This window comes from Peribacillus sp. Bi134 (genome assembly GCF_918698065.1).
Taxonomy (GTDB): Bacteria; Bacillota; Bacilli; order Bacillales; family DSM-1321; genus Peribacillus.
Genome location: NZ_CAKKLN010000004.1, coordinates 242,891 through 256,105, shown reverse-complemented (window position 1 = coordinate 256,105; position 13,215 = coordinate 242,891). Strand labels below are relative to the sequence as shown.

General features: G+C 42.6%; 13 protein-coding genes. 2 read left to right on the top strand and 11 right to left on the bottom strand.

Annotation, left to right across the window (positions count from 1 at the left end; translation table 11 throughout):
* Positions 1-91: 91 nt before the first annotated feature.
* Positions 92-730 (bottom strand): tRNA (guanosine(46)-N7)-methyltransferase TrmB, encoded by a 639-nt coding sequence (gene trmB / locus LQ188_RS09885; protein WP_137018115.1) that lies wholly within the window; start codon positions 728-730, stop codon positions 92-94.
* Between the two features lie 253 nt (positions 731-983).
* Here trmB and LQ188_RS09880 point away from each other — a divergent pair, with 253 nt between their 5' ends.
* Positions 984-1,259 (top strand): YtzH-like family protein, encoded by a 276-nt coding sequence (locus tag LQ188_RS09880; RefSeq protein WP_101222975.1) that lies wholly within the window; start codon positions 984-986, stop codon positions 1,257-1,259.
* Here LQ188_RS09880 and LQ188_RS09875 read toward each other — a convergent pair whose 3' ends face one another.
* The 8 genes from LQ188_RS09875 to LQ188_RS09840 form a co-directional block, all read right to left on the bottom strand.
* Positions 1,260-2,042, bottom strand: a complete 783-nt coding sequence (locus tag LQ188_RS09875) for a phosphotransferase family protein (RefSeq protein WP_063232868.1) — start codon at positions 2,040-2,042, stop codon at positions 1,260-1,262.
* A 292-nt stretch (positions 2,043-2,334) separates the two neighbouring features.
* Positions 2,335-3,291 carry a diacylglycerol kinase family protein gene (locus tag LQ188_RS09870; protein WP_230176726.1) on the bottom strand — a complete coding sequence of 319 codons (957 nt, stop codon included), beginning with the start codon at positions 3,289-3,291 and terminating at the stop codon, positions 2,335-2,337.
* Complete coding sequence (locus tag LQ188_RS09865) at positions 3,278-4,279, bottom strand: NERD domain-containing protein (RefSeq protein WP_230176725.1); 1,002 nt, start codon at positions 4,277-4,279, stop codon at positions 3,278-3,280. Before LQ188_RS09865 ends, LQ188_RS09870 begins: the two co-directional genes overlap by 14 nt.
* A gap of 19 nt (positions 4,280-4,298) precedes the next feature.
* A complete protein-coding gene (thpR, locus tag LQ188_RS09860) occupies positions 4,299-4,856 on the bottom strand; it encodes an RNA 2',3'-cyclic phosphodiesterase (protein WP_230176851.1) in 558 nt (185 codons plus the stop codon).
* A gap of 501 nt (positions 4,857-5,357) precedes the next feature.
* Complete coding sequence (locus tag LQ188_RS09855) at positions 5,358-6,596, bottom strand: Nramp family divalent metal transporter (protein WP_363320589.1); 1,239 nt, start codon at positions 6,594-6,596, stop codon at positions 5,358-5,360.
* Between the two features lie 203 nt (positions 6,597-6,799).
* On the bottom strand, positions 6,800-7,654 hold the full coding sequence (dat, locus tag LQ188_RS09850; RefSeq protein WP_101222980.1) for a D-amino-acid transaminase: 855 nt from the start codon (positions 7,652-7,654) through the stop codon (positions 6,800-6,802).
* Positions 7,655-7,674: 20 nt separating this feature from the next.
* Positions 7,675-9,087 (bottom strand): dipeptidase PepV, encoded by a 1,413-nt coding sequence (gene pepV, locus LQ188_RS09845; protein ID WP_101222981.1) that lies wholly within the window; start codon positions 9,085-9,087, stop codon positions 7,675-7,677.
* Between the two features lie 156 nt (positions 9,088-9,243).
* Positions 9,244-10,581, bottom strand: coding sequence for an MATE family efflux transporter (locus LQ188_RS09840; RefSeq protein ID WP_230176724.1), 1,338 nt, complete (start codon positions 10,579-10,581; stop codon positions 9,244-9,246).
* Positions 10,582-11,035: 454 nt separating this feature from the next.
* Between LQ188_RS09840 and LQ188_RS09835 the strand changes: the two genes are divergently transcribed.
* The gene (locus tag LQ188_RS09835) at positions 11,036-11,770 is read left to right on the top strand and encodes an SDR family oxidoreductase (protein WP_101222983.1); all 735 of its coding nucleotides are present in this window, start codon (positions 11,036-11,038) and stop codon (positions 11,768-11,770) included.
* Between the two features lie 86 nt (positions 11,771-11,856).
* Here LQ188_RS09835 and LQ188_RS09830 read toward each other — a convergent pair whose 3' ends face one another.
* Together LQ188_RS09830 and lepB are read right to left on the bottom strand one after the other, a co-directional pair.
* Complete coding sequence (locus tag LQ188_RS09830) at positions 11,857-12,342, bottom strand: DedA family protein (RefSeq protein WP_101222984.1); 486 nt, start codon at positions 12,340-12,342, stop codon at positions 11,857-11,859.
* 233 nt (positions 12,343-12,575) lie between these two features.
* Positions 12,576-13,154, bottom strand: coding sequence for a signal peptidase I (gene lepB / locus LQ188_RS09825; protein WP_101222985.1), 579 nt, complete (start codon positions 13,152-13,154; stop codon positions 12,576-12,578).
* Positions 13,155-13,215 lie beyond the last annotated feature (61 nt).

The following is a 13,215-nucleotide window of genomic DNA, read 5'->3' as shown; positions in this document are numbered from 1 at the left end:
ATAACGATCAAGTCATCCTTGTGATAGAAATGCACCCGATAAACAGATAAAAAACCAGATGCTGTGCACCTGGTTTTTTATCTGTTTATGATTATTGGAACATTGCTTCCAATCTGTATATCCGGTTGCCTTTACTCGAGAACTTTTCTTCATATTCAGTCATGATATTGCCTTCAAAATTGCTGTTATGCAGATCAAGGCTTACATATTTCAAGAGCATGCCGTATTCGGAAATACTCTTCAAGGAAGATTCGAATAACCCTTGGTTATCCGTCTTGAAGTGGATCTCGCCATTGTCTGGCAGGATGCCTTCATATACTTCGAGGAAGGTCTTATACGTTAACCGACGTTTTGCATGACGTGATTTCGGCCACGGATCAGAGAAGTTCAAGTAGACGCGATCCACGTCACCTTTTGCAAAATAATCCCCCAAGTTCGCTGCGTCAACATTCAACAGCTTTAGATTTGGAACATCCGCTTCAATCAGCAAGTCCAATGCAGCTACAATGACGCTTCCATATACTTCAATTCCAATGAAATTCACATCAGGATGGGCTTTTGCCATTTCTGTGATGAATCGGCCTTTGCCCGTACCCACTTCAATATATAACGGATTATCGTTACCGAAAACTTCATGCCATTTACCTTTATGGCTCACTGGCTGATGAATTACATATTGTGGAAAATCATTCAAACGATCTTCAGCCCAAGGTTTATTTCTTAAACGCATGATGACACCCCTATTTATAATATAATCGTTCAAACCATACCACGAGTGGATGGATTCCTGCAAGTTGATTTTTTCAGGAAAAATCCTGCATTCACCGACTTAACAAATAAAAAAACTGCCGGCCATCCAGGCGACAGTCTCTGTAGTTTTCATGTATAAAACTTTCCGCAAAACACACCATAAATAAGTGAAGGGCAGGCAAGAACCACCTGAGAATCCCTTGAATCCATATTTAAGAAAGGAGAGGTATTATATGCCGCTTTCCCATGAACATCAAATGTCACTATTGAAAGATATATTGACCAATCATCAATCAGACTGCTGCGGATCCGTTTCTGAATGTGAACAGGTTGAAAGGCTCGTCAAATCCTTAATGATCAATATGGATATTGACAGCAATGTAAAAACGGTACTGACGGAGATTTACGAATACAGCCAGACTGGCATCGGTACCGCCGATTTAGATGCACATATTTCAACCCACCAGAACGACTTGTCCCAGTGGGTGGATGATATAGATCAATTCTGATCAGCCAACCATCAATAATGCTTCCAGTTTTTGCAGTAATTCATTTCTTTCCTCGTACCGCTTTCTGCGATGATGCCATTGGATGGAAAGCACAAGTTGTGAAACCGTGTGCCATTTCATCCTCATCTCCAGGCCTGCGTCTAGCTTCTTGCCGTAGCGGGCAAGCCATTGATTCCATTCTTCCCTTGGGACATATGAATACAGGAGTATGCCGAGGTCAATGGCCGGATCGCCAATGACCGCTCCGTCCCAATCAATCAGGAACAATCCGTCGGTTTCGGTCATGAGCCAATTATTATGGTTCACATCACAATGACAGACGACTTTTTCGTCGCATTCAATCAACAGGAGATTATTCTGTAAAAAATGGATGGCCTGCTTGATAATCGGAATATCCGTAACATCCGAAGATAACCCGGTTTCTATGTCTGTAAGTATACTTTCAGGTCGTAAAGGGGATTTCCCAAGCCTTTTGAGCATGCTTAACAAAGGATCGGATTGATGAATTTTTTGAAGCAGCTTTGCGACTCTTATATTGTTCATTTCCTGCTGAGATAGCTCCCTGCCTTCCATCCAATGCTGGGCCGTAATTACATCCCCGTTTTCCAGGCGTTTTGTCCACATTAACTTTGGAACAATGCCCTCAGCTGAAAGAACAGCTAAAAATGGCGATGAATTTCGTTTAAGGAAGAGCTTCTGCCCCTCTTTCTCGGCAATAAAGGCTTCTCCCGTAGCTCCTCCAGCAGGGGATATATCCCACTCCTGACCTAATAAATGTTCCAACTGGTTCACCTTCGATTTCCTCGCTTAATCATACAAATGTGGGTACGTTCACCTAGTGTATGTATTACCACTACTTTGAGTCCATGTTTTATAAAAAATCCGCCTGCTGGCGAAGCTGCATATATACTTGCATCGGGATGATACCCGCAATTAAAAACATCCTCATTTTAGAGAAATAAAAAAATAGCTATTGAGCAATTAAACAATAGCCATAAATTAAATTTTAGTTGAAAAACGGTTTCTTCGTCAAGTACTATAAAACGATTATACGCATAAAACAAAAACAAATAAATCATTTCATATTTTTGTATCGGTTATCACCCTTGAACATGACGCGCAATTTCTCTTTCAGAACCACTGCAGCTACTTCGTTCCTACCAACAATTTCCCCGTCAGACTGGATTTTTACTGAACCTTGATTCTTCATTTTTATCATTTTACCAGAAAAAGAATCAACATTTTTAATGTTGAGGTGACCGCCCCATAAAACGGTGATGAAAACGGTCAATAATTTCAACATAGTAATATCATGGACTGCAATCACGTTCAACCTGCCATCATCCACCTTCGACAATGGTGAAATTTTCATTCCACCTCCAAAGTAGGGCTGGTTCGCAATAACGATGAACCATACCTTTTTCAAAAGATGCCGTTTTCCATCAATGATCAATTCCATGCAGCTGGGCTTGTAAGAAAATAACATTTTTATAAAAATCAACAGATAAATTAATTTACCCGCTCTGACAAAATTAAACCATTTTTTCAGGGGGGCACGGTTTGCTTCATCGGAAATTTCAGCATCAATGCCCATTCCCAGGCTGTTCACAAAATAACCCACCTTGCCATTCGTCTCGAACTGTCCAATATCAATGGTATTAAAGGCATTATCCTGAAATAAGGAAAGGGCTTCTTCCATACTCTCAGTTTTTTGAATGCCCCTTACATAATCATTGCCGGACCCAGCCGCAAGGGAGCCGATGATTGCGTGAGGGAAACCAATGGCGCCATTTATCATTTCATTAATCGTGCCATCTCCCCCAACAGCAATCACCCGGGTATCCTGATTAGTCCCTGATAGTATTTCCTTCGTCAATCTTAGCGCATGCCCCTTTTCCCGTGTGAAAAACACCTCATGGGGAACAGCTTTTGATTTCAGTATTTCCTCGGCTTTTTTCCAAATCTTTAAACTCGCTTCATTTCCAGCCACTGGATTGACAATGAAATACACCGTTTCATTAAGGTGCGGCATACTCATTTCCTTCTGGTTGGTTATATTCGGCTTCCCATTCCGGTCGCAGGCTTGATGTAGTTTGGCAATATTCAAGCAATGCCTGCGCCCCTTTTAACTGCTGTGCCTTAAGAGGAGACGATATTGCCCGCATCCTTTCAAACCATTCCGGGAAGGTCCGTTTATCCAATACCGTAATATCATAAGGGGCTTCTGGATAATCGACATATCCATTCCGGGATAAAATCACCTTTTTTATCGGCATGTTCACTTCATATAGCTCAAATAACTGGGAGACGATGTTCGTCATCCGATTTGCGCCCAACAAAGGATTAAGCACTTTTTTATCTGGATGCTTATGATGCCTGCGGACCCAGAACCGATCACTCGAACCGATGAATGCAGCGTCTTCTTCCGCTTCCAGAAAAGTGATGCACCAAGCATCAACAGGGGTCAATAAAATGACTTCGACTTCAACAGGCGCATTTTTCAATAGAAAGATAGGTTTATATAATACGAGAAACGTATCCGGAAAACGCTGCAGAAAAAAGCGGAGCCTCTCATCCAAAATGAATGATTGGTCCACAAATGACTTTTCATGAAGCGTCGAACTACCCCACTTCATTTGAAAGCGGAGTAATTGATTTAAATAATTTTGCTTTAATTCATCCAGACTGGCCGGACGGAACGGAAATCTTAATGAAAAAACATTAGCATCTTCATTCTGTGCCGGTATTGGCAGTTCTTCTGCTTCTGCCTCCTGTTTACCTGTCCGGTGGAAGATGCCTTTAACCTTTTTTAACAGGCCCTTCGTCTCTTCCTGAGGCGGATCGAATTTGACTTGTGTTTCAGTATGCTCGCTATACAACCGATCTAGCTCGCCCGCATTATAAGCAGCCTTCAATTTATCCCATTGCTGTTTTTTCAAACGTGCAAATTGCGTTGGATAACGATAAATATCCTGCTCATACCGGGAAATATAATCCTGCATCTTTATGAGCTGTGCCATTTGACCACCACCCATCTCTCTATTTTTGAAGGTTTATCGTGAAAACCTTCTCGTATGAAGGGGAAGCTCCAAGATGTGTTTGATATAACGCAACCTGATCTGCTTCAAAATGCTTATCCTTCATATTCGCTATCTGGCGGACGCTCTCCAACGAAAAGGGACTTTCACCCTCGAATTTTCTTGCCAGCGTTATATGAGGCTTAAAAGGCTTTTTATCAAGTTCAAAACCCGCTTCGATACAAGAATTATAGACTTTCCTTTGGATGGCAAATAGCCTATCTTGCTGCTTGACGCCTGCCCAAAGTATCCTTGGACTATCACTCCTGCCAAAACCGCCGATATCGCCGAGTTCCAAGCCGAATGAAGCCTCATTGGAAAGCTCGCTTTCCACACGCCCCATGGCATCCTCTTTCAATGTATCGGGAGCATTTCCCAAAAATGCCATCGTAATATGATAATCGGCTGGATGCAGCCATTTCTTAAATGGAAATTCTGGCTTCAGTCGTTCCGTAACAGCATTTAAATAAGCCTTAATATCATCAGGCAATACTAAAGCAAAGAAAAAATGAGTATTCATGGTCACGTTCATTCCTTCCTATTTTCCCTTTAATTTTACCATAATTCCCATTGCATATACCTTTTCTTGGGCTTCCTAATAAATATTCCCTCCATCAGGAATATTCCAAATCTTACTTACTATGAAAGCGGTCCAGGAGGGATTTTTTCGGGCTGGGTCGGATTATCCGCGAGCTAGGTCGGATTATCCGCGAGCTGGGTCGGATTATCCGCGAGCTGGGTCGGATTATCCGCGAGCTGGGTCGGATTATCCGCGAGCTGGGTCGGATTATCCGCGCACAAGGTCGAATGATCAACCCGCTGGGTCGGATTATCCGCGCACAAGGTCGAATGATCAACCCGCTAGGTTGGATTATCCGCGCACAAGGTCGAATGTTCACCCCGCTAGGTCGGGATTATCCGCGCACAAGGTCGAATGATCAACCCGCTGGGCCGGATTAACGAAACACACAGCAAAAATCCAAACAAAAAAGGACCAAAGATTGGTCCTTCCCTGCTTCTTTTAACTGAAAACTGTTTCGTAAAGCAGGAACAAGTTCAGTCCAATGATAAGGACAGCTATAAGCCAAGCTACGCTCGAAGTGATTTTATGGTTGACCAGGCTGCCCATGATTTTTTTATTGCTTGTAAACAAGATCAAGGGCACTAAGGCAAACGCGATGCCAAACGAGAGGACAACTTGGCTCATCACAAGTGCTTTGGATGGATTCACTCCCCATAATATTATGAGCAGGGGCGGAACGGTTGTAATGATCCTTCTCAAATAAATGGGTATATGTCTTTTAATGAATCCCTGCATGACTACATCACCGGTCATTACACCAACGGATGAGCTGGATAAGCCGGCAAATAAAAGTCCTATTCCAAAAAACATCGCGACTGATGGTCCAAGCATGGCCCCGAACTGTTGGTAGGCAACATCCAAGTCCTCAACCAGTGCTCCATTCTTATGAAATAGGGCAGCTGAAACGATGACCATGGCGGCATTGATCGCACCTGCAATCAACATGGCGATGACAATGTCAATGAGCTCAAAACGATAAATCCTTTTTCTTTCCAAATCGTTTACTCCGACTATTCTTCTTTGCGTCAAAGATGAATGAAGGTATATCGCATGGGGCATAACGGTGGCTCCAAGCATACCGGCTGAAAGTAAAATACTGTCCACTCCCTCAAACTTTGGAGTGAAGAGTCCTAAAACAACGGCTGATGTATCAGGTTTTGCATAAAAAACTTGAGCACCAAATGCTATCACAACTACAAATATCATGACAGTGATCAGAGCTTCGAATGTACGATAACCCCTGCGCTGGATTTCCAAAATGGCAAAGGAACCAATCGCTGCAATTATTGCCGATGTGATAAGCGGTAAGTCAAATAGCAAATAAATCCCTAGTGCAGCTCCTATGAATTCAGCCAGGTCGGTTGCCATTATAACGGCTTCGGCCTGAATCCATAAGAAGAAAGATGTTTTTTTCGAAAATTTTTCCCTGCATAACTCTGGAAGGTTCTTTCCAGTGGCTATTCCCAATTTAGCTGATAGTGATTGTATTAGCACAGCCATTAAATTGGATGCGAAGATAACCCATAATAGCGTATAGCCATATTTTGATCCGGCTGTAATATTGGTCGCATAATTCCCTGGATCAATATAGGCCACAGCTGCTATAAAGGCAGGCCCTAGATAGGGAAGAAGTTTTTTTATTCCTCTCGAAGAAGATTGATGCAACGCATCGGACATATCTATGTCAACTCCTTTTTATACGCAACTTAAATTGTTGCGACAGGTAAACTTTTTAGGTTATTAGCAAGTATATTCCTGGTTCTTGAAAATGTCAAAAAGGGAGGATTGCATATGGAGTAATTAACTCGGAGATGTCTATCTCGCTTCCGACTACACATAAAAAAACCCCTTTGCCAATAGTGGCAAAGGGGCTTTTTTTTCTAGTTAACGGAACCGCATTGCTTTTCGATTTCCTCGGAAAACAGGTTCTGCAGTCTTCGGGTAATCGGACCGGGTTCCCCGGCTGCAATCGATTGGCCATCGATGTTTATAATTGGTGTCACTTCGACGCTAGTGCTTGTATAAAGGACTTCGTCGGCTGCCATCATGTCCTCGACCGTGAAGGCTTCTTCGACATAGGGAATCCCATGATCCGCGCAAAGTTTCAGCATCACCTGACGAGTAATTCCATTCAGGATCAAGTTTGTGGCCGGATGCGTTTTAAGTTGCCCATCCACCACGATTGATACATTTGACGAACTACCCTCCGTCACCGTACCATCACGATGCTGGATCGCTTCATCACAGCCTGCTTCGATCGCTTGCTGTTTAGCCATTATATTACCAAGTAGATTTAAACTCTTGATATTACAGCGCAGCCAGCGTATATCGTCGGTGGTAACAGCATTGACCCCTGGCTTCATTTTGCCTGTATAAGGCATTTCCTTTGTATAGGCGACAAAGACCGGTTCCACCTCTGCAGTTGGAAAAGAGTGTGTACGCGCAGATACTCCTCTTGTCAGCTGCATATAGACGATACCGTCCTTCAGTTGATTTTCAGCGATCAGCTTTTTCATGCGGGTTTTGATTTCCGCTATGGTTAAGGGAACTTTCATCTGTATCAACTTCGCACTGTCGATCAGACGGTTCAAATGCATGTCCCCTGTAAATAATTCACCATTATAAACCCGGATGACTTCATAGACGCCATCACCGAATTGATAACCCCGGTCTTCAATATCTACCTTTACTTCGGACCTGCTTTTAAGGTCGCCGTTAAAAATGATTTTTCCCATGTCTTCTCCCTCTTTACCTCTTATTTAGCCAATTCATGAATGGCACGTGCATAAATGGACGTAGCCTTAAGCATATCCTCAATATCAATATATTCATCTTTCTGATGCGCAATGTCTTCGCTGCCTGGGAAAAGTGGGCCAAATGCAACGCCTTCTTTCAATGAACGGGCATATGTGCCGCCGCCAATCGAAAGAAGCTCGGCTTTATCACCTGTCTCCGCTTCATACACTTCCTGCAAGGTCTTGATCAAGAAGCTTTCACTGTCCACATAATGTGGAGTTGAATGCGAATTAGTCTTCACTTTCAAATTATATGCCGCAAGCCTTTCTTCCAGCGCCGCCTTTTGCTGTTCCCACTCAAACGTGACCGGATAACGCATGCTGAAACCGATCGAGCTGTCGCCTTGTTTAGAATAATTGAAAACGCCGGCATTGATCGTCAATTCTCCTGTTTGCTCATCCGAATAAGCCACACCTAAATTATTTCCGCGGGAATCTTCGAACAAACGATCCTTGATGAAAGTGAAGTAGGCTTTCGCATGCGGATCAAGAGTAAGATCAGCTAAAAATACGGCTAAATGTAGACCTGCATTTCTTCCGTTTTTCGGTTCCATCGCGTGTGCCGAGACACCATTCATTTCAAGCAGCACTTGATTTTTTTGCGGAACGGCTTGCCCCTCCAATGAGTACTTTTGCAAATAATCCTGATAGTTTGCCGCCACTTCAGCAGTGTTGTCCGTTTCCACAATAGCCGTCGCAAAATCCGGTACCATATTCGTCCTTCGACCTGAAGAAAACTCGATGACATTCACGTCTGAGTTCGTGCCATTTCCTGCATCGGCAGGATGGATAACCGAGAAATCCCAGATTCCTTTTTCCGCACTGATGATCGGGAAATCAGCATCTGGTGCGAAGCCTATCGAGGGCATTTCCTCCACTTCAAAGTACCGGTCAACGCAGCGCCAATTCGATTCTTCATCGGTTCCAATGATCATCCTCACACGTTTGTTCAAAGGTTCTCCTAGCTCCCGGACCAGCTTCATCGCATGATAGGCAGCCATCGTCGGCCCTTTATCATCGATTGCACCGCGAGCATATATGCGGCCATTGCGGATTTCAGCGCCGAACGGCTCCGAACTCCAGCCATCTCCCTCAGGTACCACGTCGACATGGCATAATATCCCGATTAACTCCTCGCCTTCACCCATTTCAATATGACCAGCAACATTATCGACATTTTTCACAGTGAAACCGTCTTTTTCGCCTAATTGAAGCATGAATTCAAGAGCTTCCTTCACCCCTTTACCGAATGGGGCCTCCTCTGTAGGATTTTCCTCATCCAGTACACTTTTTATTTTCAATAAGTTTTGAGTATCCAGTAATAAGTCCATTTTCCGTTTTTCAACTTCTTCTCGCCAATTCAATTCACTCAAAATACGACAACTCCTCTTTTATATATATTTTTCATTTTATCACTTTTACTACCACATTCGCCAAGCGTTGCTACCTATTCTTCGTATTCCCGCATTATTGCTAACATCAAACTACCGATAAAATTCCTTACAAAAATAAAAAAACACCCTCTTTTATTAAAAAGAGGATGATTTCATTAAACTATCGGCATCCATAAGCTTTGTAACTTTTCGGTTCAGCCTTGGGATGTATAATGCTAAAAACAAAGAACGTCCTAAACTGAAAGCCAGGAATGCAAGCCATAATCCATGATTGCCATGATTGCTTACTGCTGCGAATTGGACTATTAGAAAAGCTATTAGTGCAAGGAGCATCGAGTTCCTTACTGGAACGGCTTCAGTCGCTCCGGTGAACACTCCATAAAAAATGAGTCCGATAAAGGCAGTGAACGGGAATAGAACTATCCAAAGTCCATATTCATGGGCCAATTCGATGACGCCGGGAATATCCGTGAAAAGGAGAATGACCTCATCGCTGAATAGATAGTAAGATGCGGCAAGTATGAACGAAGCATACAAGCCCCACCGTGCCGATAGTGAGAGTGTTTTTTTATAAAGGTTTATATCTCTCGAACCAATCGCCTTCCCGACCAGAAGACTCGATGCATTCGCGAAGCCATCAAAGCAATAGGCCATCAGGTAATGGATTTGAATGAGTACGGCGTTTGCCGCCAGTGTCTCTGTCCCGAAAGTGGCTCCCTTGGCCGTAAAAAGATTGAAAACCGTGATCAGGCAAATGGTCCTGATGAATAAATCCCTGTTGACCACCATCATTTTTTTCAGGGAAGCCCGATCGAACCCCTCCCGGAATGAAAATGAATCCGGTACGTTGACCGCTTTCCGGATCACCCACAAGCCCAGGAAAAACGCGGCAATCTCTGATATCAATGAAGCGGCAGCAACCCCTGATACAGACCATGAAAAGCCATTTACAAAAACGAGGCATAAGACTATATTCATCACGTTCATGAAAACTTGAATGAACAAAGATGTTTTTATCCTGGATTTCCCGATTAACCAGCCTAAGATGACATAATTCAATAGCGCAAAAGGTGCCCCCCATATCCGGATGCCGAAATAGTCTGCGGCAAAGGCGGAAACGTCCGATTCCGGACCGATTGCGCCTAACGAAACATTCAAAATGGGCTTCTGGATCACGATAAAAAGCAGACCGATGATCGCTGCTATGAAAAATGGCCGAACCAAGGCCATCAGGCTTTGCTTTTCATCCCTTGCCCCCTCCGCTTGTGCAGCGAAGGCAGATGTACTGACCCGAAGAAAACCAAAAAGCCAATACATCGTATTAAAAATAATGGTTCCGACAGCCACCCCGCCAATATAGGCGGGATCGCTCAACTTTCCAACCACAGCCGTATCGACCGCACCGAGCAAGGGCGTACTCATCGTCGAAATCGTAAGCGGGATGGCCAAGGAAAGATATACTCTGTTATTCATAAAATGATGACCTCCTATGTACATAAAAGTTCTGAAAAGTTAGAAATGGAATGTCGTTATAAAACTTTGTATTCAAAGTACAAAAAGATTGCAGTATTCAATTTTAATCACTAGAATTGTACATATGCTGCTCCCCAACATGCATACGATGCCTCTACAAGATTACTTGTTAATCGGTTCAAATAGAACGGATGAAGCTATTTTAGAAAGTGATGATCTACGGTATCAAATTTGTAGATTAAAAGATTGATAACGCTCTCAACATGGGAATTCCTTTTTCCACAAACGTACATGAATTTTTTTACCCAGCAAGAAAAAGCAAAATCGCAAGCGAAAAAATAAAAAGCTTGACGGATTTTAAAAGAAGTTATAGTATTGCTCGTTGATAATATAACTTTTGAACTATGCTTGAACATATATTCATCGTTATAACAACCAATTAGGAGTGATCATGATGGGAAGATTGACTAATAAAGTAGCCATTATCACTGGCGGAGCATCTGGTATGGGTAGGGAAATGGTTGACCTATTCACAAAAGAAGGAGCACAAGTCATTGCTGCTGATATCAATGAAAAAGCTGTAGCTGTTGTGAATGAATTGGATAACGTCCATGGAGCTGTACTTGATGTATCTTCAGACGAAAGCTGGAAAAAAGTGACGGATGAAGTTATCGCTAAATTTGGCAAGATCGACATTTTGGTTAACAATGCCGGTATCTCAACGGAAAAAGGCATTAACGATACGTCATTGGCCGATTGGCAGCTAATGTTAAGCATCAATGGATTTGGACCATTCCTTGGAATGAAACACGTTGTTCCTTACATGGCTAAAGAAGGTAAAGGCGCAGTCGTGAACATTTCTTCCTTTACTGCTCAAATCGGAATGGGCTTAAACTCTTATTCTGCTTCAAAAGGTGCCGTTCGTGCTATTTCCAAGGCTGCCGCAACGCAATATGGCCGCATGGGTGTCCGTGTCAACGCTGTATTCCCTGGTATCATCGAAACACCGATGACTCAAAAATTAGAAGAGTCAAAAGAGTTAGTGAACCAAATGATCAAGGCAACACCATTACAACGCTTGGGTCAGCCGGCGGATATTGCAAATGCCGTGCTTTATCTTGCTTCCGATGACGCTTCATACGTAACTGGTGCCGAGCTTGTCATCGACGGTGGATACTCAGCTCAATAATTATAGGCAGAAATGGAAAAACCCGTTTCTGGAATCCAGAAACGGGTTTTTCTGATTCAATAAAGAAATTTTGAAGTTGAAATGATTTAAGTTAACACACCAATGAAATAGCCAAAAGTCGTAAATACCAAACACCAGCTGAAAGCACCTGCTCCGGCAAAGATAAAGTACTTTCGTTTCCCCATTCCATTCATACCGGAAATGTAACTGGCGAAGTGACGGACTCCTGGGATGAAATAGGCTATGATAATGGTCCAAGGACCGTATTTATTGAACCATTTCTCCAATTTTTCCAACCTCGCGGGGGTCATTTTGATCCACTTACCATACTTCCTCAAAAAAGGCTTCCCTACCTTTTTCCCGATGAAATAACTGAAAAGCATCCCGGATATCGATCCAAGGAAACTGACAAGGAATGCTCCCTGGACATTCAAAACGGAAATGGATGACAAATAGCCGACAAAAGTCATCATGAACTCATCAGGAACCGGCAAGCCGATAATCCCAATGGCCAACAGCGCATATATCGCGAAATAACCATAGTTTGATATTAAATCCTTTACTATATCCATCTATAGTACTCCATCTCAGCACCCTTTTTTAAAGTAATCCAATTTCTTATGCGGGCCTGGGTAACGTGATTACTTCTTTTTAATAGGATAACCTAATTTAACCCAAATGAGTTGATTTTCATAAAAAAAGATAAAAAAAGTAGAATTGACACGTTTTTTGTTGAAAAACCTGTATGACAATGGAATGTAAAACGCAACAATAAAGCGGACTCTAAACCTGAGTCCGCTTCTTCTTATTTCACAATCTTTATTTCATTGATCGGCCAATACACTAGATTCGCCTTGCCTACAATTTCATCGACGGAAATCGTGCCGATTTCACGGCTATCCAAACTATTTTGGCGATTGTCCCCCATAAGGAACAGCTGACCTTCCGGCACAGTCATGCTGCCTGTAATATCTTCGAGCTTGAAGGATTCAGTCAGCGGCACCCCTGCCATCTGATTCTTATATTTGTCCAAGTATGGTTCTTCATAAGCTTTCCCATTAATATAAAGCGTATCATCTTTATATTCAATATGGTCTCCTGGCAGACCGATAACCCTTTTTATATAATCTTTATCTACCGTTGCATGAAAAACGACAATATCAAACCGGTCGATATTATCGATACTCGTTCCAAACTTGGTAAGAACAATTCTCTCGTGGTCTTGCAGAGTCGGCATCATTGACTCACCGTCCACGACAATCGGTGCAAAAATATACGTTCGAATTAAAAAAGCTAGAATGACTGCAATCAATATCGCTTTTATCCATGAAAAAACTTCTTTTCTATTTTCCAATCGAAGTCCCTCTCTCTGTTTTTTATTCATGCCATTATATCATAATCCTTTAATGATCACGTCATACAAATACCCACATTTTACACATTGT

What these genes read in the sequence shown, in the direction of transcription:
- trmB (WP_137018115.1), bottom strand. Translation starts at nt 730, where the DNA reads ATGCGTTTAAGAAATAAACCTTGGGCTGAAGATCGTTTGAATGATTTT.
- LQ188_RS09870 (WP_230176726.1), bottom strand. Translation starts at nt 3,291, where the DNA reads ATGCCGCACCTTAATGAAACGGTGTATTTCATTGTCAATCCAGTGGCT.
- thpR (WP_230176851.1), bottom strand. Translation starts at nt 4,856, where the DNA reads ATGAATACTCATTTTTTCTTTGCTTTAGTATTGCCTGATGATATTAAG.
- LQ188_RS09830 (WP_101222984.1), bottom strand. Translation starts at nt 12,342, where the DNA reads ATGGATATAGTAAAGGATTTAATATCAAACTATGGTTATTTCGCGATA.
- LQ188_RS09880 (WP_101222975.1), top strand. Translation starts at nt 984, where the DNA reads ATGCCGCTTTCCCATGAACATCAAATGTCACTATTGAAAGATATATTG.
- lepB (WP_101222985.1), bottom strand. Translation starts at nt 13,154, where the DNA reads ATGAATAAAAAACAGAGAGAGGGACTTCGATTGGAAAATAGAAAAGAA.
- LQ188_RS09835 (WP_101222983.1), top strand. Translation starts at nt 11,036, where the DNA reads ATGGGAAGATTGACTAATAAAGTAGCCATTATCACTGGCGGAGCATCT.
- LQ188_RS09840 (WP_230176724.1), bottom strand. Translation starts at nt 10,581, where the DNA reads ATGAATAACAGAGTATATCTTTCCTTGGCCATCCCGCTTACGATTTCG.
- dat (WP_101222980.1), bottom strand. Translation starts at nt 7,654, where the DNA reads ATGGGAAAAATCATTTTTAACGGCGACCTTAAAAGCAGGTCCGAAGTA.
- LQ188_RS09855 (WP_363320589.1), bottom strand. Translation starts at nt 6,596, where the DNA reads ATGTCCGATGCGTTGCATCAATCTTCTTCGAGAGGAATAAAAAAACTT.
- LQ188_RS09865 (WP_230176725.1), bottom strand. Translation starts at nt 4,279, where the DNA reads ATGGCACAGCTCATAAAGATGCAGGATTATATTTCCCGGTATGAGCAG.